This window comes from Yersinia rochesterensis (assembly GCF_003600645.1).
Classification (GTDB): domain Bacteria; phylum Pseudomonadota; class Gammaproteobacteria; order Enterobacterales; family Enterobacteriaceae; genus Yersinia; species Yersinia rochesterensis.
On sequence record NZ_CP032482.1, the window covers coordinates 1,529,850 to 1,555,888 of the forward strand.

Below are 26,039 nucleotides of genomic sequence, written 5' to 3' on the forward strand. Positions count from 1 at the left end.
CTTATTTGAAAAGACGCGAATAGTAGAATTTTTTGCTGTATTCAATATCTGTCTGAATTCATCCAGCGCAGAATTTTTACCGCATCTGTGTGATATATTTATGACAAAATATAAATAACTACGATTTTGCGTAAATATTATGCATTTTCAGCTGCACTAAACTGACACTTATCTATACCCTAAATAATTCGAGTTGCAGGAAAGCGGCAAGAGAGAGAACCCCGATGAGCTTACTGTTGTAAGTGATTCGGGTGATTGAGCGTAGCCAACGCACATGCAGCTTGAAGTATGACGGGTATAGTGCTTTCGGGCTGACGTGAGCGCTACGGTGTGGGACAATAGGGCAACATTCAGTTTAGATAAGATATGCATGGCGTTGTCCCCAGCAGTAAAAGAACAAATTAGTCAGTGGTATAAGGCTCTTTCGCAGCAGATCCCGGACTTTATTTCTCGTGCTCCACAGCGCCAGATGATCGCCGAAGTGGCAAAAACACTGGCCGGCGACGCAGGCCGTCACTTGGCTATTGAGGCCCCGACGGGTGTTGGCAAAACACTGTCTTATCTGATCCCCGGCATTGCCGTCAGCCGGGCAGAAAGCAAGCCGCTGGTGGTCAGTACCGCAAATGTGGCGTTGCAGGATCAGATTTACAGTAAAGATTTGCCGCTGTTGAAGAAGATTATTCCTGACCTCAAGTTCACCGGTGCCTTTGGGCGCGGGCGGTATGTTTGTCCACGTAATCTTGCGGCGATGTGCACGGATGTGTCCGGACAAGGGGATTTATCACTTTTTCTCGGTGATGAATTAGCTCCTGCTAATGGTGAGGAACAGGCTACGTGCCTGGCACTGTCTAAGTCTTTGAATAGTCATGTTTGGGATGGCCTGCGTGACCATCATCAGTTATCACTTAGTGACAGTCTGTGGGCCAAATTAAGTACCGATAAGGCCAACTGCCTCGGGCGTAATTGCCATTATTTTCGTGAATGCCCATTTTTTATTGCCCGCAAAGAAATCGAAAATGCTGATGTGGTGGTCGCCAACCATGCATTAGTCATGGCGGCATTGGAAACTGAATCCGTATTGCCCAATCCCAAAGAGCTGCTGCTGGTATTGGATGAGGGCCATCATCTGCCCGATGTAGCACGGGATGCGCTAGAAATTGAGGGTGAAATCACTGCTGTTTTTGCCAATATGCAGTTGGATATGATTGCCCGGCTGGTAGATCAATGCATGGTGCAATACCGGCCGAAAAACCCGCCGGGTCTGGCGAATCCTGAGCGTTTGAAGGATCACTGCGAGCAGTTGCGTGAGCTGATGTTGAGTGTAGAACAGCAAGTTAGTCAACTTTTACCCGCCGATGGTAGCCCGGCAGTATATCGCTTCGAAATGGGCGAGTTACCGGGCAGTTTGACGGAAGATTGCGCCAAATTATTCAAGTTGACGGATGCCCTACGTGGTCTGGCTGAGTTTGTTCTTAATGATTTGAGCGAACAAACTGGTAAGCACGATATTGTGCGGTTACATCGTGCCATTTTGCAAATGAGCCGGACATTGGGTTATCTCGAGGCCATGAGTAAGCTCTGGCGCTTGGCTGCCATGGAAAAAGCGTCGAATGCGCCGATTTCCAAGTGGGTTACTCGGGATTATCGCGAGAACCAAACTCATCTCTATTTTCATTGCGTGGGAATTCGTGTTAGTGATCAACTAGATAAAATGCTGTGGCGCAAAGTGCCCCATGTAATAGTCACTTCAGCCACATTGCGATCACTCAATAGTTTTGCGCGTTTGCAGGAATTGAGCGGTTTGAGCGAAAAGGCCGGAGACCGGTTTGAAACCTTGTCATCACCCTTTAATCATATTGAGCAAGGGAAGCTGATTATTCCCAAAATGCGCTTTGAGCCGACTATGGCTCATGAAGCTGAGCATTTGGCAGAAATGGCGCATTTCTTCCGCGCGCAGCAAGCCAGTGGGCGACATAAAGGTATGTTGGTCCTGTTTAGCAGCCATCGGGCGATGCAAACTTTTCTCAGTCATGTTACCGATTTGCGTTTAATGCTGTTAGTCCAAGGTGATCAACCGCGCTATCGGCTGGTTGAAGAACACCGTAAGCGGGTGAAGAATGGCACCGCCAGTGTGTTGATTGGCTTGCAATCTTTTGCCGAGGGGCTGGATTTGAAAGGGGACTTATTGACTCAGGTTCATATTCACAAAATTTCATTTCCACCTATCGACAGCCCGGTTATTTTGACCGAGGGTGAATGGCTTAAGTCATTGAAACGCTATCCATTTGAAGTGCAGAGCTTGCCAAGTGCTTCATTTAACTTGATACAGCAGGTCGGGCGCTTGATTCGAAGTCATCAATGTCACGGTGAAATTGTTATTTATGACCGGCGTTTGTTAACCAAGGGCTATGGCTCGCGGTTATTGGCGGCGTTGCCGATTTTCCCCATTGAGCAGCCAGATATGCCCGAGGGAAAAAGTATTCCTGCACTGCCGGTGAAAGTGGCCGCTAAGGCGGGTAAGAGAGTGCGGAAGAAACGGGCGTCTTTATAATAGGATTCGGTTATCAGAGCGGGGCGAGTGATTATTTATAGTCGAGGTTGCCTTTCTGATAAGCGAATTCCACTCGCATCTAACCTCAAATCACAGCAAAACTCATTGCCTTTATTAATTATTTTTTAAAAAATAATTTGATCTGAAATCTTTTCTGATAGACATAAATTCAGTGACTAAGCTTATACCAGCCGCGGGTAAGCAGACACTAACACGTCAAGCGGTACCTCCGGTGTACATTGCTGCTATTGATTCACGGCAATGCTAACTGCTATCAATATATTTAGCGGACTGAGGTCGATCAATATGAAACAGCTAATGGCTGAATTTATTGGCACTTTCTGGTTGGTATTAGGCGGATGTGGCAGTGCAGTATTGTCTGCAATGTTCCCGGAGGCGGGGATTGGGTTTCTCGGTGTGGCGTTGGCATTTGGGCTGGCGCTGGTCACGATGTCCTATGCATTAGGGCATATCTCTGGTGCGCATTTTAATCCTGCGGTATCACTCGGTTTATGGGTGGGTGGCCGTTTCTCTGGCGCGCAATTACTGCCTTATATCCTCTCGCAAGTGCTTGGGGGATTAGCGGGTGCCGCCGTTTTATATTTAATCGCCAGCGGCAAAGTCGGTTTTGATGTCAGTGCCGGGTTTGCCAGTAACGGTTTTGGCGGGCGCTCCCCCGGAGGTTACAGTTTACCCTCGGTATTGCTGGCCGAGGTGATTTTAACCATGGGTTTCGTCATGGTGATTATGGGGGTGACGGATGCAGCGACCCCCGCAGTAGTCGGCCCTTTAGTCATTGGCCTGTTTTATACATTGATTCATTTAATCAGTATTCCAGTGGATAACACCTCGGTAAATCCTGCTCGTAGCACCGGTGTGGCTATTTTTGCCGGTGGAATTGCCTTGCAACAATTATGGGTATTTTGGCTGTCCCCTTTGGTGGGCGGAGCTTTGGGCGGCGCTATTTATCAAGTGCTATTCAGCCGGCCCGAAGAGCTGGACAATCCATAGAGACATTCAGCTCATTGCTTTGGATTACTCACTTTGGCCGATCAATATCCCGCACTGGAGATTGAAGCGCTGGTCGGGGCCTTTACTACATATTCACCGCAGTAACAATTTCGGGCACATTCATCACTATTGGTGATAAAGTTTCAGAAGTATTCAACTTATTTATATTCTGAATAATTCGAGTTGCAGCGGCTGTGTAATAAAGAAAGCCAACACAGGCAACTTGCAGGATGACGGGTATAGAGTTACGGAACATTGAGAGGCGAAATACCGCACCATGGATTACAGCAAAATTATCAAAGAGATTGGGCGCGGTAAAAATCATGCCCGGGATCTGGATCAGACGACCGCATATGAACTATATAAAGCCATGTTGGCCGGGCAAGTACCGGAGCTGGAACTGGGTGGCATTCTGATTGCATTTCGTATTAAAGGTGAATCTGAACAGGAGATTTTGGGGTTTTATCAGGCGATGCAGGAACAGGTGATGTCACTGCGGGCACCGCAAAATCGCCCATTACCAGTGGTTATTCCGAGTTATAACGGCGCGCGTAAACAAGCTAATCTCACCCCATTATTGGCGTTATTGCTAGCCCGCCTTGGGCTACCGGTGGTGGTACACGGCGTGACAGAAGACAGTAGCCGGGTGACCAGCGCCGAGATTTTCCAACACCTGAATATCCCTTGGTCACACAGTGCCACAGAGGCTCAACAGCGTCTGGATGATGGGCTGCCGGTGTTTATTCCTGTTTCAGCATTGTCCGCTCAATTAGACGATCAATTACAGCAACGCTGGCGTATGGGGGTGCGAAATAGCAGCCATACATTGGCAAAATTGGCAACGCCATTTGTTCGCGACCAAGCACTGCGCCTTGCCAGTGTTTCTCATCCAGAATATATGCAAAAAGTCGGCGGTTTCTTCCAGGCGATCAGTGCTCCGGCCCTGTTACAGCAAGGGACTGAAGGGGAGGTTTATGCCAACCCATTACGTTGCCCACCCATCCATTATATCGATAATGGTGAGCAGCAAATTTTGTTGGAACGCCAACCCGAGCCGGCCGAACTGGCATTACCCTCGTCGAAAGAGGCTGCCATTACCGCCCGCTGGATTGAAGATTGTTTGGCCAGTGTTGTACCCATTCCAGATTCTATTCAAAAGCAGCTTGCTTGCTGTTTGGTAGCCGTTGGGCGGGCGGAGACTATCGAACAGGCACGGCAACAAATTAATGACTTATAAGGCATTACTATCATTCGGTAGATGGCTATAGTTAATGTGTATTTTTAGTAGATAATTTAAATATTACATCCGTGATGTTTTTTTTGTATTTGTCTTTTTATTACTATTTGATTTTAATGGTTTTACTGATTTAATTTAATCATGTTTTGTTGTCTTTTTTTGAGGGTGATAAACTCACTATTATTTGGTTTTTACTGACTTAAATTGATATTAATGAATAATTGCTGAAAAGGAACACTATGCGACAAGCTTTAGACTACTTTACTGCTCTGAATAAGGATTACCTGGCTGTCCATCAGGCTAAAGAAGATCTTTTTTGGCAGAATTATATGGGGCTAGGTGGGGAGGATATTGCTCAGCAATTCTCTACAGCCGAGAGTGTTTATAAGCGTTTTATCGCACAGAGCCACCGCTTGAAAGAACTGCGTGACTTGATTGCCCAGTTGGAAAACGAGCCATCCACCGTGGATCGCGATGCACTATTGCACGGGTTGCAAGGGTGGTACCGTTTTTTTGATTGTAATGCTATTGAAGACCTCAACACACAAGCCCTACTTGATGAAATTATTGCCGCAGAATCATCCCTTTACCAACGGCGCAAAAGCTTCACTCTAACCCATTTAAATGCTGCCGGTGAGCGGGTTTCCGCCTCTCTGGGTGAGTTATTGACGAACCAGGGCACTAATGAAAATGCAGAATGTCGGCACAGTTCGCACTTGGCATTGCGGGAGTTGGAACAATGGCTATTGCACAATGGTTTGCCAGAATTAATTAGTTTGCGTAATCGTTTTGCGCGGAAATTGGGTTATCGCAATTACTTTGATTACAAAGTGAATAAAACCGAGCAGATGACGCCGGAACAGTTATTTGCCATTTTGGATCGTTTTGAAGAACAAACTCGCGAGGCTAATTTGCGTAGTTTGCAGCAACTCGTTGAGGAAAAAGGCCTTGAAACGCTGGAGCCGTGGAATATTCGCTTTGCCAGCGGGGGAGATGTCACCCGCCTACTAGATCCTTATTTTCCCTTTGCCGAGTCACTTGACCGCTGGGTTAATAGTTTTAAGCGGCTACATGTTGGTTTTCGCGGCGCACAGATGAATTTGGATCTGCTGGTGCGTAAAGGGAAATATGAAAATGGTTTTATGCATGGGCCGGTGCCGCCTTTTGTTGACCAAGGTCACTGGGTTCCGGCGCGCATCAATTTCACCAGTTTGGCCAAGCCCGATCAGGTTGGAAGTGGGGCGTCGGGGCTAAATACCTTATTTCATGAAGGTGGGCATGCGGCCCATTTTTCTAATATTGTGCAAAATGCTCCCTGTTTTTCACAAGAATTCCCTCCAACCTCAATGGCCTACGCCGAAACGCAATCTATGTTCTGCGATAGCTTGCTTGATGATGCCGATTGGTTAAAACGTTATGCTAAGAACAGTCAGGGCGAATCGATTCCCGACGCATTGATTCAGGAAAGCATTCAGGCGCGACAACCCATGCGAGCTTTTAATGATCGGCATATTTTATTAGTGCCCTATTTTGAATGGCAACTTTATCAGTGGGATGATGCACAACGCACACCAGAAGCGATAACTCAACTGGCCCGAGACATTGAATTAAAAATTCTGGGTGTCAGTGGCAGCCCACGCCCGACACTGGCTATTCCGCATTTATTATCAATGGAGTCTGCTTGCTCCTATCAAGGTTATTTATTGGCATTGATGGCGGTAGAACAAACACGAGCATTCTTCCTCAACCGCGATGGTTATCTGACGGACAACCCCGCTATCGGCCCCGATCTTGCAGAACATTATTGGCGGCCCGGCAACAGTGTCACTCACGATGAAACATTGCGCAGCCTGACAGGGGAAGGCTTCAATCCAGATTATCTGGCGAAGGTTTGTAATCAAACCGTTGAAGAAGCTTGGGATGAAGCCCTGAAAACAATTAAACTGGCGGCAATACGCCCACAACCGGTAGCAGATTTTGACTTAAACGTGACTATGCGGGTGGTTGATGGAGATGAGCAACTGGCTGACAATCAGCAAGGTGATGAGGCCATGTGTCGCACATTTGCCAGTGCAATAAATGCCCGACTCCTATCAATGTGATTCGGTGTTTTGTCGACATAAAAAAGCCCATCAGGTTGGCTGATGGGCTTTTTCTCTTTCAGAAATGCTATGGCTCAATAAGGGCAGCGAGCATTGCTAAAATATAATATAAATATCAATTAGTTATAAATGGTCGCAGTACCGTGCATCAAGTTATTACCGGTTGTTGAGGTAATAGTAAAAGCTTTAGCACCGGCGGCATCTGCTTTTTCGGCCAGTTGTGCTTTCAAGCTGCTCAGGTCAGTGACGTTACTAACGGAGATAACACCGACTTGTTCTAATTTAGCCGCATCTTGGCTGTTGATGTGTTCTGCGGCAAAGCTAGCGAAAGACAGAGTAGACAGGGCGATAACTGCAACGAAATTTTTGATGTTTTTCATGATGTATTCCTATTCGATTTTAAGGTTGAAAGGGCGTTCCCTTTCGATGGAAGCTATATTACGCCCTTGCAGAGATTTTAAAACCGGATACAATTGAGTTAATTATTCAAAATATTTGATTAATAATTGTCTGGGTTCATATCCTCAGGATATAAAAAATCAAAGTGAGAACCATCGGCAATCTTTGAGATAAATCGGCAGATAGCGAGCTGTCTCTTGCGCTGCTGGCCCGTTCGCCGCGAATTTATGCTATCTTACGCGCCAGAAAATGCTTATCAGAGAGTCAGTACGATGGAAAACAAAAAAATATTCCCTAAAGAAAAAAGTGGATTGCACCCGCGCAACCGTCATCGCTCGCGTTATGACTTTGATGCGCTTTCAGTCAGTTGCCCTGAATTAATCCCTTTTTTGGCCCCGAATGCCTACGGTGATATTTCTATCGATTTTGCCTCCCCGCTGGCAGTCAAAATGCTGAACAAGGCATTGTTAAAACATTTCTATGGCATTGAGTATTGGGATATTCCAGCAGACTTTTTGTGCCCACCTATTCCTGGTCGTGCGGATTATGTGCATCATCTGGCCGATTTATTAGCCAGCTGCAATGACGGTGTTATCCCGCAAGGTAAGAATATTGCGGTGTTGGATATTGGCGTCGGTGCCAATTGCATTTACCCCATTATTGGTCAACGGGAATACGGCTGGCGTTTCACCGGCACTGACATTGACTCGCAAGCTCTCAGTGCGGCGAAAATGGTGGTCTCCATGAATCCAACACTGAAAAATACTCTGCGACTTAAGCAACAAAAAGATCCGCAGGCGATTTTCGAAGGTATTCTGGCGGTGAATGAACGTTACGATGCCACATTGTGTAACCCGCCATTCCATGGTTCAGCAGAAGAAGCGGCCGCAACCACTCGCCGGAAATTGCACAAATTGGGTAAAGGTGAAGTTGCCGCTAAACCGGTGCAAAACTTTGGCGGAAAAAATAGCGAGCTGTGGTGTGAGGGCGGGGAAGAAGGTTTTGTCAGCCGCATGGTGGCAGAGAGCGCGACGAAAGCGCAAAATTGCTTCTGGTTTACTTCACTTATTTCGAAAAAAACCACATTACCGGCGATTTATCATGCTCTGCGTTATGCCAATGCAGTTGAAGTTCGTACCATTGATATGGCACAGGGGCAGAAAGTCAGCCGGTTTGTGGCATGGACTTTCCTGACGCCGGAGCAGCAGGTCGCCTGGAAAGCTGAGCGCTGGTAATCCCCGTCGCCCTAGGCGCCGCAGGGGTGTTGGCTGCATGCACTTACCCGAATCACTGACCTTTGTCAGCTCATCGGGATGCGTTTACTTGCCGCCTACCTGCAACACCAATGACTTTGGGGATACTTTTCTTAGCCCTAGGCGTCGCAGGGGTGTTGGCTGCATGCACTTACCCGAATCACTGACCTTTGTCAGCTCATCGGGATGCGTTTACTTGCCGCCTACCTGCAACACCAATGACTTTGGGGATACTTTTCTTAGCCCTAGGCGCCGCAGGGGTGTTGGCTGCATGCACTTACCCGAATCACTGACCTTTGTCAGCTCATCGGGATGCGGCCTACCTGCAACACCAATGACTTTGGGGATACTTTTCTTAGCCCTAGGCGTCGCAGGGGTGTTGGCTGAATGCACTTACCCGAATCACTGACCTTTGTCAGCTCATCGGGATGCGTTTACTTGCCGCCTATAGGCAATATTTAATTATCTGGATACAGCCCTATTTTCTACTGTTTTATTTCAATATTACTCAATTGGCTGTCAATCTAAATACTTTCGACTATGCTAATTAAGATAATTCTTAGTCAGGCAAAATAGCCGACAAGACAAGTGTAGGTTTTATTTTTATTTTTTTTCTGTATTTATTTTTACTAACCAACTACCTCATCGTCCAGGGTGAAGAATAAAACGTAAAGAAAATTCTATTCTGATTTTCTGGTTTTTTGTCGTGCAAACATGTTGATAGTCACATGACTTATTTGCAGCTCAATCTTTCACCATAAGGACGCGACTTATGTTGTTCAATTTCAGCTCATCTCATGCATCGAAGCGCGCCGAACTGACCTCGATTGACAATGCAATCCCCATGATTATTTTCAAGCCGGATGGCACAGTAAAACACGCTAATACCTTATTTTTACAATCAATGGGATACCAACGGGAGGAGGTCCTCGGGAAGCATCATAGATTGTTTTGTGACCCACATTATGTGCAAAGTGATGCTTATCGTCGTCACTGGCAATTACTCAATGAAGGGCGGCCTATTACCGATAATATTAAGCGCATTCGTAAAGATGGCTCTATTATCTGGCTGCAAGGAACCTATACGCCGGTGCTCGATAATAAAGGGCGAGTGGTGGAAATTATTAAAATTGCCAGTGATGTGACTGAGCGTATTGTGCAATCTCAGGAACACCAGAGTTTATTGGCAGCGCTTAATCGTTCAATGGGAATGATTACTTTCACGCCGCAGGGTATTATTTTAGATGCCAATGATAATTTGCTGCATGTTATTGGTTATTCACTGGCCGATATTCGGCATCAGTCTCATCAGATTTTGTGTCTCCCTGAATTTGCGCACTCAGACGAATATCGTCAGCATTGGCAGCGGCTAGCTCAAGGTGAGTTTATTGTCGGGCGCTTTGAACGCGTGAACAGCCGCGGCGAGCGGGTCTGGCTGGAGGCGAGTTATAACCCGATTATGGATAAAGAGGGGCAAGTGCTAAAAGTGGTGAAGATTGCTCAGGATATTACACAATTGATGTTGCAGCAGGAACATAAAGAAAACCTGATTCGCGATGTACACCATTTATCATTAACCACTGACCGCTCGGCATCACAAGGGGCGGAGATTGTTCAACAGGCGGTGCGCGGCATGCAGGAAGTGGAATCTGTGGCGCGCGAAACCTCGGCGGTTATCAGTGAGTTAGGGCGTTGCTCGAAAGAGATCGGCACCATTGTGGAAGCCATTCGCAAAATTTCCTCGCAAACTAATTTATTGGCAATCAATGCTTCAATAGAAGCTGCCCATGCGGGTGAACACGGCAAAGGTTTTTCTGTGGTGGCCAGTGAGGTGCGAATTCTGGCAGAAAGTTCACGTAAGGCCGCTACTGAAATCGAGCAGATGACCAAGACTATTCAAAATGGTGCTATGGCGGCCATCAAGGGGATGGGCGTTTGTGTTGAGCAGGCCGGAGGTGGGGTCACGCTGACTCAAGATGCCGGTGAAGTCATTCATCAAGTGAATATAGGTATGCAGGATGTGGTGAAGTTGATGACAGCGTTTTCTCAGGTCAAGAATCAGCAAACTCATGTATAACCGGCTGTCAGCATAAAAAATGGCGGATATCAGTGAAGATACCCGCCATCATCTATTTTAACGTCGTCATTTTAACGTGATAATAAAATACACATCAGGAAACGTGTTGCAGGAATTCCTGTAAACGTTCACTGGGTGGATTTGAAATCAAGCTATCTGGGTCACCGTCCTGTGCTACCCGGCCTTTATCAATAAAGATCAGGCGCGATGCTACTTTTTGCGCGAAGCCCACTTCGTGGGTGACGATGACCATGGTCATGCCTTCTTCGGCCAAATCTTTCATTACGGTCAAAACTTCATGACGCAACTCAGGGTCCAGTGCCGAGGTCGGCTCATCAAACAGCATCAGCTTAGGTTTTACCGCCAATGCACGGGCGATAGCCACACGCTGTTGTTGGCCACCGGATAGCTCTGCCGGATAATGATGGGCGCGTTCTTCCAACCCAACTTTGGTCAATAACTCCATCGCGAGCTTATTGGCGGCTTCCTTAGAAGCACCGCGCACACGAACCGGGCCAAATGCCACGTTTTCTAGCGCAGTCAGATGTGGGAACAGATAAAACTGTTGGAACACCATTCCCGCTTCCTGGCGAATCAGGCGTTCATCCACTTTGGGATCATTGACATCAAGGCCATCAACAATTAACTGACCACTGGTAATGACTTCCAGTTTATTGATACAACGCAGCAAGGTGGATTTACCCGAGCCGGAAGGACCAATAATCACCACCACTTCTCCCTTGGTGATATTCAGATTGATGTCGTGGAGCACCTGGGTTTTACCAAAGTGTTTGGAGACGTTTTTGAATTCAATCATATTATTTTCAGCTTTCTTTCTAACCGGCGCAGAACAAAGCTCAGAGCCAAGGTGATTATCAGGTAGATAACCGCAACCGCACTCCAAATTTCCATGGCGCGGAAGTTACCGGCAATAATTTCCTGACCCTGGCGAGTCAGTTCGGCTACGCCAATCACGATAAACAGTGAGGTGTCTTTGATGCTGACGATCCATTGGTTACCTAATGGCGGTAGCATGCGGCGCAGAGCCAAAGGTGCAATAACATAGCGCAAGGTATCGCGTTTGGACAAACCTAACGCCAGACCAGCTTCACGGAACCCATTGTGGATTGACAGCACTGCACCACGGGTAATTTCCGCAATATAGGCACCTGAGTTAATCATGATCGTCACAACGGCTGCTGAGAAGGGATCGATGCGCACGGGCATCATCATCGGCAGTGCAAAGTAGATGAACATCACCTGCACCACAATCGGCGTGCCACGGATCAATTCAATAAATACTAATGCGATATTTCTACTCAGCCAACCGCCATAGGCGCGGGCAAAACCTGCTATAACCCCAATAATCAGGCCGCCAAGCAACCCCAGGACCGAAATCCATAGGGTTAACTTGGCGCCTTCAAGCAGGATTGGGATGGCGGGCCAAATAGCGCTCCATTCAAACTGCATGGATATTCTCCTGGTCTATACTCGTCATACTTCGAACTTTCAGAGTATAAAAATTTCAAAAAATGAATTACTTAGGTTCTACGCCGAACCATTTTTTATAAATTGCAGCGTAAGTGCCGTCTTCTTTCAGGGATTTCAGCGCGGCGTTAACTTTTTCGCGCAGGTCACTGCCTTGTGGGAATGCTACACCATACTGTTGAGCTTTAATGGAGTCGCCCACCGCTTTGAACTGGCCATTACCGGCAGTTTTGATGAAGTAAAGGATGTTTGGTGTGTCATGCAATACGGCGTCAGCATTACCAGTACCTAACTCCAAATACGCATTATCGATATTTGGGAATTGGCGCAAGTCTTTGGTTTTGATGTTGGCTTTAGCATAATCGACAGAGCCGGTGCCGCTTTTCACTGCCAGCACTTTGCCTGCCAGGTCAGCTTCGCCTTTGATGTCGTTGTTATTCGCTTTGACCATCACCAGCAGACCGCTGTTGTAATAACCATCAGAGAAATCGACGGCTTTTTTACGTTCGTCGGTGATGGTGATCCCAGCCAGTGCCAGATCCACGTTTTTGGTTTGCAACGCAGGAATGATGCCACTGAAATCCATTGGCTTCAGGGTGTATTTCAGATCCAGTTTTTTCGCGATGGCATCCCATAAGTCGATATCGAAACCGACGTATTTATCCCCTTGTTTGAATTCAAAAGGAACGAAAGCTGTGTCTGTGGCAACAATCAGTTCTTTTTCTGCGGCGTGGGAGCTAACGGCAAAGGCCAGCGCGAGAGCGGCCAATGAAACTTTGACAAGTGACTTCATAAGTGGGAGTTCCTTTGTGCTTTTGTGGATATACCCTTTGTTGTCGATATTGCAGCCAAACTGCAACCTCAATGGCGTGGGGCATGGGGATCCATTTTTATGTTTCAGTGTGCAATATGAAAAAAACGTGCCAGAAATGCAAGTTATTTAAAAATAGAGACATTTCTCTAAGTAATTAGTAGGCGAATACTTAGTCTGCGATTTTTGCACCAAATTGACGCCCTTAAATGGTGCAAAAATATCATTTTGGTGCAACCATTCAATTGTTTACTTATTATTAACTATATAGTCAATAATAAACAATCTATAGCTTACGCTTATGTAACAATATTGTAAGCTGCATCGGGTTTTGGTTTGAAAATCGGGCAGGAAGGGAAGTGGAAGTGAGGGACATCTTCGTGAACAGAGCCGGATAACCGGCCCTGTCTCAATTGCTTCAAATGACAGGAATGTTGACTGTTCTCAGTTAATGTTTTCCTGCGCTTTGAAATCTATCGGCGATATTAGCGCTGATCTTCAAGATTGGCTTCGAGGAACCACAAGAACTTATCAAGATCGCGTGAGGCGGCAGTAAACATGTCTGCGCTATCTTCATCTTTGACTTCAGTGATGGCTTTACGCACAAAGTTAGCCACCACACCATATCGGTCGGCTAACTCTTTCAGGTGATCTTGCACGCTATGAATACGAGTCGGATAGCTCTTCAATGGGGTTTTTTCAGTCACTAGCTGTGCAGTGCCAAGTGCAATGCCCCCTAATTGTACCGCGCGTTCTGCAAAAGTATCGAGATGGTCGTTAATGGTGGTGCGGAAGCCATCCAGCATTTCGTGGACCGCAATAAAATTAGCTCCGCGCATATTCCAGTGGGCTTGTTTGGTGATAAGTGACAGATCAATAAACTGAATAACCAGCTCATTTAATAGCTTAATCGTAAGCTCTTTAGTATGTTCATCAACGTCATTTCGTGTATAGATGAGTTCGGAAGATTTTGCTTTTACCAGTTTTGCTGTACTCATAATAGGTATCCCTTTATTGAGTTGATTACCAATTTCTTCACCGGGATAAGTATAACAAAGATATTTAATTTTGTGGGGCAGATAGTGCCTATCAATTAAATAGCTTATTGCTAAGTGTGTTTTAAAGTATCATTTAATGTTTCAGTGCTAAAATATTATCATTCTTATTATTGTGCTCAATTGATAATATTTATCACTATGATTTATATGTATTTTTATATTTTAAATATAGATTATTTTCTTCATTGACTATTTTTCTGCGTTATATCATTCCAGTATGCCGGAAAATTAATTTAACCGGCATACTCAAAGGGTTATTACCGTGATCGGGCAACAATAAATAAGCGCGGGAACGCGAGTAAGCGCCGACCATCAACTTGTTGTAAATATGCCGCATCAATAATAGTCAGGTAATCTTGCAGGAAATCCAATCGCATAGATTCAGAGAGCGGCTCAAGGAAAGGGCGTAAACCGGTTGCGCGTAGCCAATCGACAATCGCCTGTGCGGAGGGCATCGGGTGATAATAGGTGGTGCGCCAAATATCGACTTGTTCAGCATGAGGAGCCAGCAAATCATAATACTGATTGGCGGTGAGCACCTTTACCCGCTCAGCGCCAGCCTCCTGTAGCGTTTGCTGCCATGGGCCGTTTGCGGCGACCTCTCGCATTGCCCTGTGGCTAGGCTCATCAAGATTATCCGGCATCTGGACGGCAAGTATTCCGTTGGCAGCTAGTTTAGAAAATAGGTAAGGGAAGAGTTGCTGGTGGTCAGTGAGCCACTGTAGCGATGCATTGGCATAAATCAGGTCTTGCGGCTCTGAAGGTTGCCATTGGCGGATATCGGCTTCGAGAAAAGCGCAATCGGGCAAGCGCTGTTGCGCACTGAGCAACATGGCGCGGGAATTATCAATGCCGACCAGTTGGGCATCAGGAAAATGCTCGCGCAGCAATTGCGTGGAATTACCCGGCCCACAACCTAAGTCACTGATACGCTGCGGTGTTGCTGCTTGAATATGTGCTAGCAGGTCGTGAGCGGGGCGGGTGCGTTCTGCTTCAAATTGGCGATATAAATCAGGATCCCAGTCTTGCATGTATGGCCTCCGAGAGAAAGATCACAGATTTTGTAGTGGTCCACTGAACAATACGGCCCCGGTGGGCTGGCCAGTGGGCGACCCGCCGTGAGGTTCCAAACTGATTGCCAGTAATGAATCGCCGGTTAACTGGTTTTCAGCCAGTGTCAGGTGTGTCGGCCCCTGAGTATTTAATAACCCCAATGAATGTGGTTTTTCTCCGGCGGGAATACGCCATAGTTCAAGACTATTACTGTCACTGATGGCGACCAGATTCAAGGGTGTTAAGGTCAAACTGCGGGTCGATTTTTCCAGAGTGACCACCCATTGACTAGTTTGCTGACTATTTGACAAGACCGCTACCGGCAAGGTGGTGGGTGGGGACACCAATAAACGTGGAATCAGCAAAAATACGGCCAATGCGGCGGCCACCGCCCAGCCCAGATAAGGCCAGCGATTGTTATTAACCAGCCGGATATTAATTGGCGGCAATTGCAATTCCAGTCGTTTCCAGACCCGTTCAGGCGGGGCCAAAGGAGCTAATTGATTATCCAACTGCGTAAACAGACTTTGCCAACTGGCAACATCGGCCGCCAGTTGAGGATCGCGGCGAATTCTTCGGGTAAAACGCATTCTGGCCAGCCCTCGTAGGGTGCCCAGCGCATATTCTGCGGCCAGTGCTGAGTCATATTCGCGTCTATTTTTCATAATCCTACGCAATCCTTCAGATGATCCAGCGCACGACGAATCCAGCTCTTTATCGTGCCAAGAGGTTGTTGCAGATGAGTTGAAATCTCCCCGTGTGACAGCCCTTGGTAGTAAGCCAGCATAAGGCTTTGTCGCTGTTCGGTGGGCAGATGTGTCAAACATTCAGCCAGCTTTTTGGCTTCGCTGTCTTGCTGCAATTGCGCCAGTGGCGTGAGCGCATTATCAGCCAGCGCATCGGTTTGTTCATCATCCAGCACTTGCAAACTATTATCACAGCCGCGCATCAGGTCAATGGCACGGTTACGGACAATATGCGTCAGCCAGGTTAATGGCGAGCTTAACTTCGCGTTGTAATTTCCCGCCCGATTCCAGACGCTGAGGAAACTGTCATGTAAAACTTCTTCTGCCCGGGCATGATTACGCAGGATTCGTAATGCGACGGCGAATAATCGGGGGGAGGTCAGACGATAAAGCTGTTCAAAAGCGGACTGATCGCCTTGAGCAATAGCATCGATCAGTCCAATCTGTTGTTCTACAGAACATTCATTCATGCGCCTATCCCTAAAAAACCCGTAAGGTGCAAGTATAGACGGGTTTTATTTAGGCATCAGAACAGTATCAATAACGTCGATCACACCATTTTTCTGTTGTACATCATAGATGCTGATATTGGCGACATTCCCTTTAGCATCTTTCAACTGAATGTTATGCGGCCCATTGTTCATGATCCACAATGATTCGCCATTTGCAGTTTTCAGCTCAGCCTTCCCGCCGCCCGCTTTAATTTTGCTTGCTAACTGCTGCATATCGTATTTCCCCGGCACCACGTGATAGGTCAGGATTTGGGTAAGCATGGCTTTATTTTCTGGTTTGACCAGATTTTCAACCGTACCTGCGGGCAATTTTGCAAACGCGGCATCGGTGGGCGCAAATACGGTAAATGGCCCGGGGCCTTCTAGGGTATCCACCAGCCCGGCCGCTTTAACGGCGGCCACCAAGGTGGTGTGATCTTTGGAATTCATCGCATTTTCGACGATGTTTTTGCTTGGCAACATTGAAGCCCCGCCCACCATGACATCTTCGGAGTTCATAGCGGCCATAGAAATACTGCTGAACACTAAGGACGCGAGCACAGTGGTACGAATAAGCGTTTTCATAATGTATTCCTTCTATGCTCGTCATACTTCAAGCTGCATCTGCGTTGGCGGCGTTCGTTACTCGGCCTGTCCATGGGCCTCACCTTGGTGAGGCCGCTGCAAGCAGCGTTCAAATCTGCTCCAGACCGATTTATCACCCGAATCAATTACTTATGTAATTTTATCGGAGTTCTCTCTCTTGCCGCCTTCCCGCAACTCGAATTATTTAGAGCGTGGGTGGATTGAGGTGAAGTCGTGCCTCACCTCTACCTATACGAATCAGCTAGGTGTTTTGGATGCAAAAAATGAGAAATAATCAATAAAAAACGCCAGCTCGCGGAATGACTGGGCTGGCGTACTCGATAAAGTTTCTCTGGGGGAACTGAGCGTCAGCTCTGATGAGGAACCAGTGCTCGATGCATAACATAGGCATCCACATAACCCAATTGGCTGTGGTTAAACGCGCCTGGCAGTGTGGCGAGAATTTCAAAACCTAGCTTTTGCCACAGAGCAACCGCGAGGGTATTGGTGCTGACCACAAAGTTGAATTGTATGGCGCGATAACCGAGGGCTGTTGCCTGTTCAATACAATGGATTCCAAGTGCTTTGCCAATGCCCAGACCGCGTGCATTTCCATCGACCATAAAAGACGCATTCGCAACATGATTACCCAGGCCGCGCTGGTTATCGATTAATTTATACATACCGACAACTCGTCCCTCATGCAGCGCCACCCAGCACCGCACTCCGATACCAAACCAGTAATCATAAGCATCTTGTTCGGGGGTGTCTGGGGTGAACACATAGGTGTCGCCGCTACGGATTACCGCCTGAAAAAGTGGCCAAATTTCAGCAAAATCGGCTGTTGTTGCAATTCTGATTTTCATCTGTGGCTCCTGTTCAAGCAATTTCGTCAATCTGCGGTTTAGGTTTGATGGTCAGGGTAGCGCCGATGGAGGCGCTGATAATAGATGCCAGTGCCAGCCATTGAATCAGTGTCAGATGTTCATTTAAGAATACCAGCCCTGAAATCGCTGCTAATGCTGGCTCTAAACTCATCAATGTGCCGAATGTGCGGGTGGGCAAGCGGGTTAGTGCGACCATTTCAAGTGAGTAAGGTAATGCCGTTGACAGAATAGCTACAGCCAATGCCACTGGCAGAATTGCCGGGCTGAACAGTGCCATACCGCTATAAGCTACACCAATTGGACAGAAAATTATCGCGGCAATCAGAGAGCCAATCGCTACGGTACCCGGCCCATGATCACCACCGGCTTTTTGCCCCGAAACAATATAAAGCGCCCAGCAGACACCTGCGCCCAGAGCACAGGCCGCTCCAAATAGATCAATGGTTCCGATGCTGTTTCCCAGCGGTAACAGGAACCATAGGCCCAAAATCGCCAACCCGACCCAGATAAAATCGACCGGGCGGCGTGAAGAGAGCATAGCGACTGCCAGTGGGCCGGTGAATTCCAACGCGACGGCAATACCTAATGGCACTGTTTTCAATGACAGGTAAAAAAGGAAATTCATACCACCCAAGGCAATTCCATAAATCAATAAGGGCAACCGACTACCGGCTTCAAACCGCATCCGCCAGGGTTTAAAAATAACAAACAGAATCAACGTGCCGATACCCAGTCGCAATGAGGTTATCCCCTGTGCGCCGACCAGCGGGAACAGACTCTTCGCCAACGATGCGCCACTTTGTATTGAGATCATGGCGATCACGAGCAAGAGAATCGGGAGTGAATTTTTGGAAGAAGGAGACAAGGACATCCTTTTGAACCTCAAAGAAAAATAGTAGATATCAATCCTTGCCAGTGTAAATGAAATGTCTGTTAAGTGTTTAAAAATTACCAATTGACATAAAAATGGCGAAGAAAAAGCGGAAATAAAAAAATATTTTCTAATGCTGCTTATTTTTAATACTTTTCTTGGTGTTTTATTGAACTGAATAATTAAGATTAGTCTGGAATAGGTTTTGGTGATGAGTGTCACAAAATGGCGTAGAATACCCAAAATTCGTAAACGTATTAGTAAGATAGAATATACTTGAAACTCTTTGTTACACCAAATAAATAATTAGACAATAATTCATGGGCAGAGTTTCATACTATTTTTTGTTATAATTTCATCGTTTTCAAGTTTCATCTAATAATTTGCGTTTTTCGAGGTGGTTATGAATAAAATTGCATGTCTTTCAGCTGTAGCAGCTTGTGTATTAGCAGTGACCGCAGGGTCAGCCTTTGCAGGTCAAAGCACCGTTTCTGGTGGTTATGCCCAGAGCGATTACCAAGGTGTTGCTAACAAATCTTCAGGCTTCAACCTGAAGTACCGTTACGAGTGGAGCGATTCCCAACTGGGTTACATTACCTCTTTCACTCACACTGAAAAAAGCAGCTTCGGCGACAGCGCATCTGTTTACAACAAAGCACAATACAACGCGATCACCGGTGGCCCAGCTTACCGTATCAACGATTGGGCTAGCGTTTATGGCTTAGTAGGTGTGGGTTATGGCCGTTTCAGCCAGAACTACCCAACGTCTCCTAGCGACAAAAACAGCACCAGCGATTACGGCTTCACTTATGGTGCAGGCGTGCAGTTCAACCCAATGCAAAATGTTGCCTTTGACGTTTCTTACGAGCAAAGCCGCATTCGTAGCGTTGACGTTGGCACTTGGGTTGCTGGCGTAGGTTACACTTTCTAAGCAACTGCTTAGGATAATCAGCATTCATCTCTAAGGGTGAATACTGTATTGGAAAAATCCGCTTTCGGGCGGATTTTTTTCGTCTGTAATAGCCGTATTTCTTGAAAAGAAACGGCAGATTATCTGTCTAAGTTTGCCTTATCTATAATGACATCAATAAGTTGTTGCTGGCATGAAATATGGGCAGCATGGCTGGAAGGCAATTCCATCCTCCATGTACTAATAGAATATTAAGTTTTGTCGCTATATATCCTAATGTAGAAATACTATATTGATGAATAGTCATTTTCTTTCATTAACGCTATCCCTCCCTTATAACAAAAAATATCTTATTTTAAATATGTAAAAACAAGACATTAACCCGCTTACTGTTCCGGCGTGACAACGTAATTTACTGGTAAAAAGGGAATAATATGACACACTATTGTTGGCCTGATTAACTTTCATTGTTTCTGTCGAGATTTACACGTCAAGTTGGGCGGGTGGTGATATATGATTATAAAACAGTAGGTTACTGTAAAGTAGATAATTATAAAATAGGTTGTAATCATGACGACATATAGTGGACAAGCAGCACCGATGCTGCACGATACTAAACTTGAACAGCAGATTTTACGACGTTCGATTTTTTGTACTTTATTCATTGCTATCATGGGGATTGTTTTTGGTATTGTCTGTGGGTCTATGTCGATTATTTTCGATGGTATGTTCTCTGCTTTAGACGCAGGGATGTGCAGTTTATCTCTATTAGTATCCCGATTGTTGGGTCAACCGAACAGCCGGCGTTTTCAATATGGTTTTTGGCATGTAGAGCCGCTAGTCTTGGCTTTTAATGGTAGTTTACTGGCCTTCCTCTGTTTGTATGCTTTTGTTAACGCGATTAAAGGCATTATTGATGGCGGGCGTGAATTAGAGCTAGGTTGGGCGATTGTGTATGCTCTGGTAGTCAGCATTTTCTGTTTTACTATCTTCCTAAAGCAACGTCGTTTAAATAAACGCGTTAAGTCTGAGTTAATCGCATTGGATACCAAAAGTTGGCTGATGTCGGCGTGTATCAGCTCGGCTTTATTAGTGGCCTTTTTGCTTTCCTGGAGTATGGAAGGCACCCGCTATGAGCATTTGATCGTTTATACTGACCCTAGTGTATTGGCGCTGTTAACACTGATATTGATAACCGTTCCGATAAAAACCGTCATTGCCGCCGTCCGTGAAGTATTACAAATGACACCGGATACGCTGGATGCTTCCATGGAAAATATAATGGATAAGCTAATGGCGAAATATCAATTTATAGATTATTCACATTACGCTACTCGCATTGGTCGAGGTTTATTTGTTGAGATTCATGTGGTTATTCCACCTGAAATGGAGAATAGCGGTGTATCTTATTTTGACCAAATACGCGATGAGATATCCCGCGCAATTGGTGAATCTGGGCCGCATCGCTGGCTAACCATCTCGTTTACCCGAAATCCGAAGTGGTTATAGGGTAGTAGGTTATGTGGGAGTCAGGGCGGAGGGCTATATTGTATTGGTCGTGCAATATAGCCTCTTTTATTTATCAAATTCAGGATAAGATGAGTTAGCGATAAGATTTCATATGCTTACTCAGCAAATGGCACATTGATATAAAACGCTGCGGTTAAACTGTACCCCAGCTTTTAGCCTTAATCTCACCCGCTTTTCCACTCTTGCTGAGATTTCATGCAAACTGGAGGCGATACTCTTGCCATCTTGTGGCATAATGCGCGCCGAATCACATTTTCTATAATTCTTGAATATCCCTATTCAGTAATCCAATCGAGAGCGAGCTCTGTGCTAAGTACTAACAATATCACCATGCAATTCGGCAGCAAGCCGCTGTTTGAAAACATCTCAGTAAAATTCGGTGGCGGTAATCGCTATGGCCTAATCGGTGCTAATGGTTGTGGTAAATCCACTTTCATGAAAATCCTTGGCGGTGATTTAGTACCCAGCGGTGGTAACGTATTCCTTGACCCGAATGAGCGCCTGGGTAAGTTACGTCAGGACCAATTCGCCTTTGAAAACAACACAGTGCTCGACACCGTTATTATGGGTCACGGCGAACTGTGGGAAGTAAAAGAAGAGCGCGATCGTATTTACGCTATGGCCGAAATGAGCGAAGCAGACGGCTATAAAGTCGCTGATCTAGAAGTGGCTTATGGTGAAATGGATGGTTACAGTGCAGAAGCCCGTGCTGGTGAATTGTTGCTCGGTGTCGGTATTCCGGTTGAACAACATTATGGTCTGATGAGCGAAATCGCTCCCGGCTTCAAATTGCGTGTATTGCTGGCGCAGGCCTTGTTCTCCGATCCGGAAATTTTGTTACTCGACGAACCTACCAACAACTTGGATATCGATACTATCCGTTGGTTGGAACAAATTCTAAACGAACGTAACAGCACCATGATCATTATTTCCCATGACCGCCACTTCCTGAATATGGTGTGTACTCACATGGCGGATTTAGATTACGGCGAACTGCGCGTTTATCCGGGTAACTATGATGAATACATGACGGCGGCGACTCAAGCTCGCGATCGTCTGCTCTCTGATAACGCCAAGAAAAAGGCCCAGATCTCTGAGTTACAATCTTTCGTTAGCCGCTTTAGTGCCAACGCTTCGAAATCCAAACAGGCAACTTCACGCGCTCGTCAAATTGATAAAATTCAGCTTGATGAAGTGAAAGCCTCCAGCCGCCAGAACCCGTTTATCCGCTTTGATCAGGATAAAAAGCTGTTCCGTAATGCACTGGAAGTTGAATTGCTAACCAAAGGTTTTGATAACGGCCCACTGTTTAAAAAGCTGGATCTGCGGCTGGAAGTGGGTGAGAAAGTGGCGATCCTCGGGCCGAACGGTATCGGTAAATCTACTTTGCTGAAAACGTTGGTAGGGGATTATGAGCCGGATGCAGGTACCGTAAAATGGTCTGAAAACAGTAAGATCGGCTACTATGCGCAGGATCACGCCAGCGATTTTGAAATCGATCTGACGGTATTTGACTGGATGAGCCAGTGGAAACAGGAAAAAGATGACGAGCAGGCTGTGCGCAGTGTGCTGGGCCGTTTGCTGTTTAGCCAGGACGATATCAAGAAAAAAGTACAGGTCTTGTCTGGTGGTGAGAAAGGACGGATGCTGTTTGGTAAGCTGATGATGCAGCGCCCTAACATTCTGGTAATGGATGAGCCAACCAACCATTTGGATATGGAATCGATTGAAGCTCTTAACATGGCATTGGAAATGTACGAAGGCACGTTAATCTTCGTTTCTCATGACCGTGAGTTTGTGAGTTCATTGGCGACCAGAGTGATTGAAATGACACCAAGCAAGCTGATCGACTTTACCGGTAACTACGAAGATTATCTGCGTAGCCAAGGTATTCAGTCCTGATTATTTGATTGAGTGTTGATAAGAAAGCTGATGCAATGCATCAGCTTTTTTTATGCCCATATCTCATCAGTTTTGACCGCAAACCTCACATTTGGCATCTTTTACCAGCTTTAAACTGCGAAACTCTGCCGTCATGGCGTCATACATTAATATGCGGCCTGAAATCACCTGACCATAATCAGCCAGTAGTTTTATCGTTTCCATCGCCTGCAAATTACCAATAATACCCACCAATGGAGCCATTACTCCGGCCTCAACACAGGTCAGAGCGTTATCACCAAACAAGCGGCTGAGACAGCGATAGCAAGGTTTATCCTCTTGATATGTAAAGACACTCACTTGCCCTTCCATGCGAATTGCCGCACCAGAAATCAGTGGCTTACGTTGGGTATGGCATAGACGATTAAGTTGCTCACGGCTGGCGACATTATCGGTACAATCCAGCACCAATTGATGTTCAGCTATGGCAATAGCAAGCTGTTCATCATCTAACTGAATATCAATTGTTTTAAGTGCCAGGTCAGGATTCATCTCCGCTAAAGTTATTGCTGCTGAGGCGACCTTAGACACACCGATACGGTCATCACGATGCAGAACTTGCCGTTGCAAGTTGGACAGAGAAACTGTGTCAAAATCCAGTAATGTCAGGTGGCCTACACCGGCTACTGCCAGATATTGTGCTGCTGCACACCCGAGACCGCCTAATCCAACAATTAATACTTTGGCTGCATTGAGTTTTTCCTGTCCGTCAAAATCAAAACCCCGCAAAACGATTTGCCGGTTATAACGCAGAGTTTGTGCATCGGAAAGTTCAGGCAACATATCAGTATCCTAGTAATTTTTTGTTAAAATAATTCACTAAATCAATAATCCATTAAATAGTTCTATTTCAACAAATTCGCCAACGTTTACTGAACCACGTTCCCGCTCAAGGACGATAAAACAGTTAGCTTGGCTAAATGAGCTAAATACATGTGAACCTTGATGGCCCGTCGTGCGAACTTCCAACTCACCTTGGGCATTAGTTGAGAAAACGCCACGTTGGAAATCTAGCCGGCCCGGTGTTTTTTTCAATTTTGTTATTGTTTTTGCTTTCAAACGTAACGGTGGTTGCCAATCAGAGTGACCGGAGAGTTTAGCAATGAGAGGTTGTACCAATTGATAAAATGTCAGTGCCGCAGAGACGGGGTTACCTGGTAGGCCACAGAACCAGGCATTTTCTAATTTGCCGAAAGCAAAAGGTTTACCGGGTTTTATCGCTAATTTCCAGAAACCAACATCACCCAGTTCTTCCAACATTTGTTTGGTATAGTCCGCTTCGCCGACGGAAACCCCACCGCTACTAATGACAAAATCAGCAGATGCATTGGCTTGTTCAAATGCATTTCGTAATGCTTGTTGGTTATCACGGATGACGCCAAGATCAATGATTTGGCAACCTAATTGCTGCAGCATTAAACGTACCGCAAAGCGATTGGTATCGTAAATTTCCCCCTCTCCCAAGGGCTGACCGACTGGCTTCAATTCATCACCGGTAGAGAAAATAGCCACTTTCAATGTACGGAACACGGTAAGTTCGGCAATCCCTAATGATGCCAATAGCGGTAACTGTGCAGCACCGAGTTTAACGCCGGCAGGAAAAACAGCCGCCCCTTGCTGAATATCTTCACCTGCCAGCCGGATATTTTGTCCAGCATGTATATTGCCGCTAAATGTAACACCCTGCTCGCTCACAATCGCTTGTTCTTGCATGATAACAGCATCGGCACCTGCGGGAATAGGTGCGCCGGTCATGATCCGAATACAGCTATTTGCTGGCCATTCATCTTTAAAGGGGGCGCCTGCGAAAGCTTTACCCGCCACCGGTAATGGCAGGGTACTGCTAAGTTCATTACAGCGCACAGCATAACCGTCCATAGCTGAATTAGCGAAAGGTGGCACGGCAATCGGTGATGTAATTGCACTAGCTGTGATACGTCCCGCAGCATCAGTGAGCGCTATGGTTTCGCTGGTCTGTAATGGCGTGATCTGCGACAGCATTTTAGTCAGCGCTTGCTCCAGAGAGAGTAAATCCGAGGTATTACCGTGATCCATGCTGAACTCCGTGATCTGAGGGCACCGTTACAAGAAACTAAGCGGGTGCTAGGCAATCTATCAATTGAGAAGGCCATTATGGCAGAGATTGTTATGCGGGTGAATTGATGGCGGCAAAGAGGCCACAGTCTGATACTGTCTTTTACCGAACGACTCTTTTTCTTAGCATTTGCTTTCATCAGGCAAACTGGGGGTAATATGGACTATCAAAAAATTCTTAGATTCTGGTTTAGTGAGATGGATCCGGCATTGTGGTTCAAAAAAGACGAAGATTTTGATACCTATTTACGTCAGCATTTCGGTGCCTTTTGGCAGGCTGCTTCTAAGGGGGAGCTGGCGCATTGGCGGCAGAATATTGAGGGGCGCCTGGCGGAAATACTCATATTAGATCAGTTTAGCCGAAACTTATTCCGTGATTTACCGACTTCTTTTTCCTGTGATGGCATGGCGTTAGTGTTGGCACAGGAGGCGGTCAGTAGTGGTAAAACTAGCCAACTGTCTGATACTCAACGTGGTTTTCTCTATTTGCCTTTTATGCATTCTGAATCCGCATTAATCCATCAGCAAGCATTGAAGCTATATACCGAACTAGGTAATGAGACTCAGCTCGATTATGAATTGCGCCATAAAGCCATTATTGATCGCTTCGGCCGCTACCCACACCGCAATCATATTCTTGGGCGAGTATCCAGTGCCGAGGAGCAGGCTTTTCTGTTACAACCCGGATCTGCTTTTTAGTTCCAAAGGGGTGAACAATAAGTCGTCAGAGCTACACCTAAACTGGCGGCTTATTGCTGTCTTGGCTATTACTGATCTTGCAGTCATGCTCACAAAAAAACACTCTCCCTAAAGTCGAATCGACATTTTTATCCATTTGACCTCACAGGATAATTTGAGGTTTTTCCTAAACTGCCGTCCACTCCATAATGCTCATTGAAACTATATTGTTACCAATATATAACAATCTAACAATATATAGATGA

General features: G+C 46.2%; 23 protein-coding genes. 10 read left to right on the plus strand and 13 right to left on the minus strand.

Translation table 11 applies throughout. The features are described 5' to 3' along the window. Window positions 1–370: 370 nt before the first annotated feature. The 4 genes from dinG to DXZ79_RS07280 all read left to right on the plus strand — a co-directional run bounded on the left by dinG (window position 371) and on the right by DXZ79_RS07280 (window position 6,901). The gene (dinG, locus tag DXZ79_RS07265) at window positions 371–2,551 is read left to right on the plus strand and encodes an ATP-dependent DNA helicase DinG (protein WP_038634452.1); all 2,181 of its coding nucleotides are present in this window, start codon (window positions 371–373) and stop codon (window positions 2,549–2,551) included. A 306-nt stretch (window positions 2,552–2,857) separates the two neighbouring features. Then, window positions 2,858–3,562 carry an aquaporin Z gene (aqpZ, locus tag DXZ79_RS07270; RefSeq protein ID WP_038634449.1) on the plus strand — a complete coding sequence of 235 codons (705 nt, stop codon included), beginning with the start codon at window positions 2,858–2,860 and terminating at the stop codon, window positions 3,560–3,562. A gap of 277 nt (window positions 3,563–3,839) precedes the next feature. After that, window positions 3,840–4,799, plus strand: a complete 960-nt coding sequence (gene ybiB / locus DXZ79_RS07275) for a DNA-binding protein YbiB (protein WP_038634447.1) — start codon at window positions 3,840–3,842, stop codon at window positions 4,797–4,799. 239 nt (window positions 4,800–5,038) lie between these two features. After that, entirely contained in the window at window positions 5,039–6,901 is a 1,863-nt protein-coding gene (locus DXZ79_RS07280) for a M3 family metallopeptidase (RefSeq protein ID WP_120011182.1), read from the plus strand. A gap of 119 nt (window positions 6,902–7,020) precedes the next feature. Here DXZ79_RS07280 and bhsA read toward each other — a convergent pair whose 3' ends face one another. After that, window positions 7,021–7,281: a multiple stress resistance protein BhsA gene (gene bhsA, locus DXZ79_RS07285; protein WP_038634441.1), complete on the minus strand. Its 261-nt coding sequence runs from the start codon at window positions 7,279–7,281 to the stop codon at window positions 7,021–7,023. Between the two features lie 291 nt (window positions 7,282–7,572). Here bhsA and rlmF point away from each other — a divergent pair, with 291 nt between their 5' ends. Both rlmF and DXZ79_RS07300 read left to right on the plus strand, forming a co-directional pair. Continuing rightward, window positions 7,573–8,535: a 23S rRNA (adenine(1618)-N(6))-methyltransferase RlmF gene (rlmF, locus tag DXZ79_RS07290; protein ID WP_172667603.1), complete on the plus strand. Its 963-nt coding sequence runs from the start codon at window positions 7,573–7,575 to the stop codon at window positions 8,533–8,535. 790 nt (window positions 8,536–9,325) lie between these two features. After that, window positions 9,326–10,630: a methyl-accepting chemotaxis protein gene (locus DXZ79_RS07300; RefSeq protein WP_038634437.1), complete on the plus strand. Its 1,305-nt coding sequence runs from the start codon at window positions 9,326–9,328 to the stop codon at window positions 10,628–10,630. Window positions 10,631–10,724: 94 nt separating this feature from the next. Here the strand turns inward: DXZ79_RS07300 and glnQ are convergent, their stop codons facing one another. The 10 genes from glnQ to rhtA all read right to left on the minus strand — a co-directional run bounded on the left by glnQ (window position 10,725) and on the right by rhtA (window position 18,620). Continuing rightward, entirely contained in the window at window positions 10,725–11,447 is a 723-nt protein-coding gene (glnQ, locus tag DXZ79_RS07305) for a glutamine ABC transporter ATP-binding protein GlnQ (protein WP_038634434.1), read from the minus strand. Continuing rightward, complete coding sequence (glnP, locus tag DXZ79_RS07310; protein WP_005168189.1) at window positions 11,444–12,100, minus strand: glutamine ABC transporter permease GlnP; 657 nt, start codon at window positions 12,098–12,100, stop codon at window positions 11,444–11,446. The genes glnQ and glnP overlap by 4 nt, the downstream gene beginning before the upstream one ends. Window positions 12,101–12,167: 67 nt before the next feature. Next, window positions 12,168–12,911 (minus strand): glutamine ABC transporter substrate-binding protein GlnH, encoded by a 744-nt coding sequence (gene glnH, locus DXZ79_RS07315; protein WP_004388693.1) that lies wholly within the window; start codon window positions 12,909–12,911, stop codon window positions 12,168–12,170. A 503-nt stretch (window positions 12,912–13,414) separates the two neighbouring features. Further along, window positions 13,415–13,927, minus strand: coding sequence for a DNA starvation/stationary phase protection protein Dps (gene dps, locus DXZ79_RS07320; protein WP_038634431.1), 513 nt, complete (start codon window positions 13,925–13,927; stop codon window positions 13,415–13,417). A 317-nt stretch (window positions 13,928–14,244) separates the two neighbouring features. After that, window positions 14,245–15,018, minus strand: coding sequence for a trans-aconitate 2-methyltransferase (gene tam, locus DXZ79_RS07325; RefSeq protein ID WP_038634429.1), 774 nt, complete (start codon window positions 15,016–15,018; stop codon window positions 14,245–14,247). A gap of 21 nt (window positions 15,019–15,039) precedes the next feature. Continuing rightward, a complete protein-coding gene (locus DXZ79_RS07330) occupies window positions 15,040–15,705 on the minus strand; it encodes an anti-sigma factor (RefSeq protein ID WP_038634426.1) in 666 nt (221 codons plus the stop codon). Further along, window positions 15,702–16,256, minus strand: coding sequence for an RNA polymerase sigma factor (locus DXZ79_RS07335; RefSeq protein WP_038634424.1), 555 nt, complete (start codon window positions 16,254–16,256; stop codon window positions 15,702–15,704). Before DXZ79_RS07335 ends, DXZ79_RS07330 begins: the two co-directional genes overlap by 4 nt. 45 nt (window positions 16,257–16,301) lie before the next feature. Next, window positions 16,302–16,862 (minus strand): fasciclin domain-containing protein, encoded by a 561-nt coding sequence (locus DXZ79_RS07340; RefSeq protein ID WP_038634421.1) that lies wholly within the window; start codon window positions 16,860–16,862, stop codon window positions 16,302–16,304. 368 nt (window positions 16,863–17,230) lie between these two features. Next, complete coding sequence (locus tag DXZ79_RS07345) at window positions 17,231–17,728, minus strand: GNAT family N-acetyltransferase (protein ID WP_038634417.1); 498 nt, start codon at window positions 17,726–17,728, stop codon at window positions 17,231–17,233. A gap of 13 nt (window positions 17,729–17,741) precedes the next feature. Further along, on the minus strand, window positions 17,742–18,620 hold the full coding sequence (gene rhtA / locus DXZ79_RS07350) for a threonine/homoserine exporter RhtA (RefSeq protein ID WP_050291628.1): 879 nt from the start codon (window positions 18,618–18,620) through the stop codon (window positions 17,742–17,744). Between the two features lie 403 nt (window positions 18,621–19,023). Between rhtA and ompX the strand changes: the two genes are divergently transcribed. The 3 genes from ompX (at window position 19,024) to DXZ79_RS07365 (ending at window position 22,962) form a co-directional block, all read left to right on the plus strand. Beyond that, a complete protein-coding gene (gene ompX / locus DXZ79_RS07355) occupies window positions 19,024–19,551 on the plus strand; it encodes an outer membrane protein OmpX (protein ID WP_038634412.1) in 528 nt (175 codons plus the stop codon). A gap of 549 nt (window positions 19,552–20,100) precedes the next feature. Continuing rightward, the gene (locus tag DXZ79_RS07360; RefSeq protein ID WP_038634409.1) at window positions 20,101–21,039 is read left to right on the plus strand and encodes a cation diffusion facilitator family transporter; all 939 of its coding nucleotides are present in this window, start codon (window positions 20,101–20,103) and stop codon (window positions 21,037–21,039) included. Window positions 21,040–21,366: 327 nt separating this feature from the next. After that, window positions 21,367–22,962 (plus strand): ABC-F family ATPase, encoded by a 1,596-nt coding sequence (locus DXZ79_RS07365; protein ID WP_071841807.1) that lies wholly within the window; start codon window positions 21,367–21,369, stop codon window positions 22,960–22,962. A gap of 66 nt (window positions 22,963–23,028) precedes the next feature. On the opposite strand, the gene moeB is transcribed toward DXZ79_RS07365, so the two are convergent. Then, window positions 23,029–23,784, minus strand: coding sequence for a molybdopterin-synthase adenylyltransferase MoeB (gene moeB / locus DXZ79_RS07370; RefSeq protein ID WP_038634403.1), 756 nt, complete (start codon window positions 23,782–23,784; stop codon window positions 23,029–23,031). Window positions 23,785–23,820: 36 nt separating this feature from the next. After that, window positions 23,821–25,056, minus strand: coding sequence for a molybdopterin molybdotransferase MoeA (gene moeA, locus DXZ79_RS07375; protein WP_038634400.1), 1,236 nt, complete (start codon window positions 25,054–25,056; stop codon window positions 23,821–23,823). A 198-nt stretch (window positions 25,057–25,254) separates the two neighbouring features. Here moeA and DXZ79_RS07380 point away from each other — a divergent pair, with 198 nt between their 5' ends. Beyond that, complete coding sequence (locus DXZ79_RS07380) at window positions 25,255–25,794, plus strand: DUF924 family protein (protein WP_038634398.1); 540 nt, start codon at window positions 25,255–25,257, stop codon at window positions 25,792–25,794. Window positions 25,795–26,039: the final 245 nt, after the last annotated feature.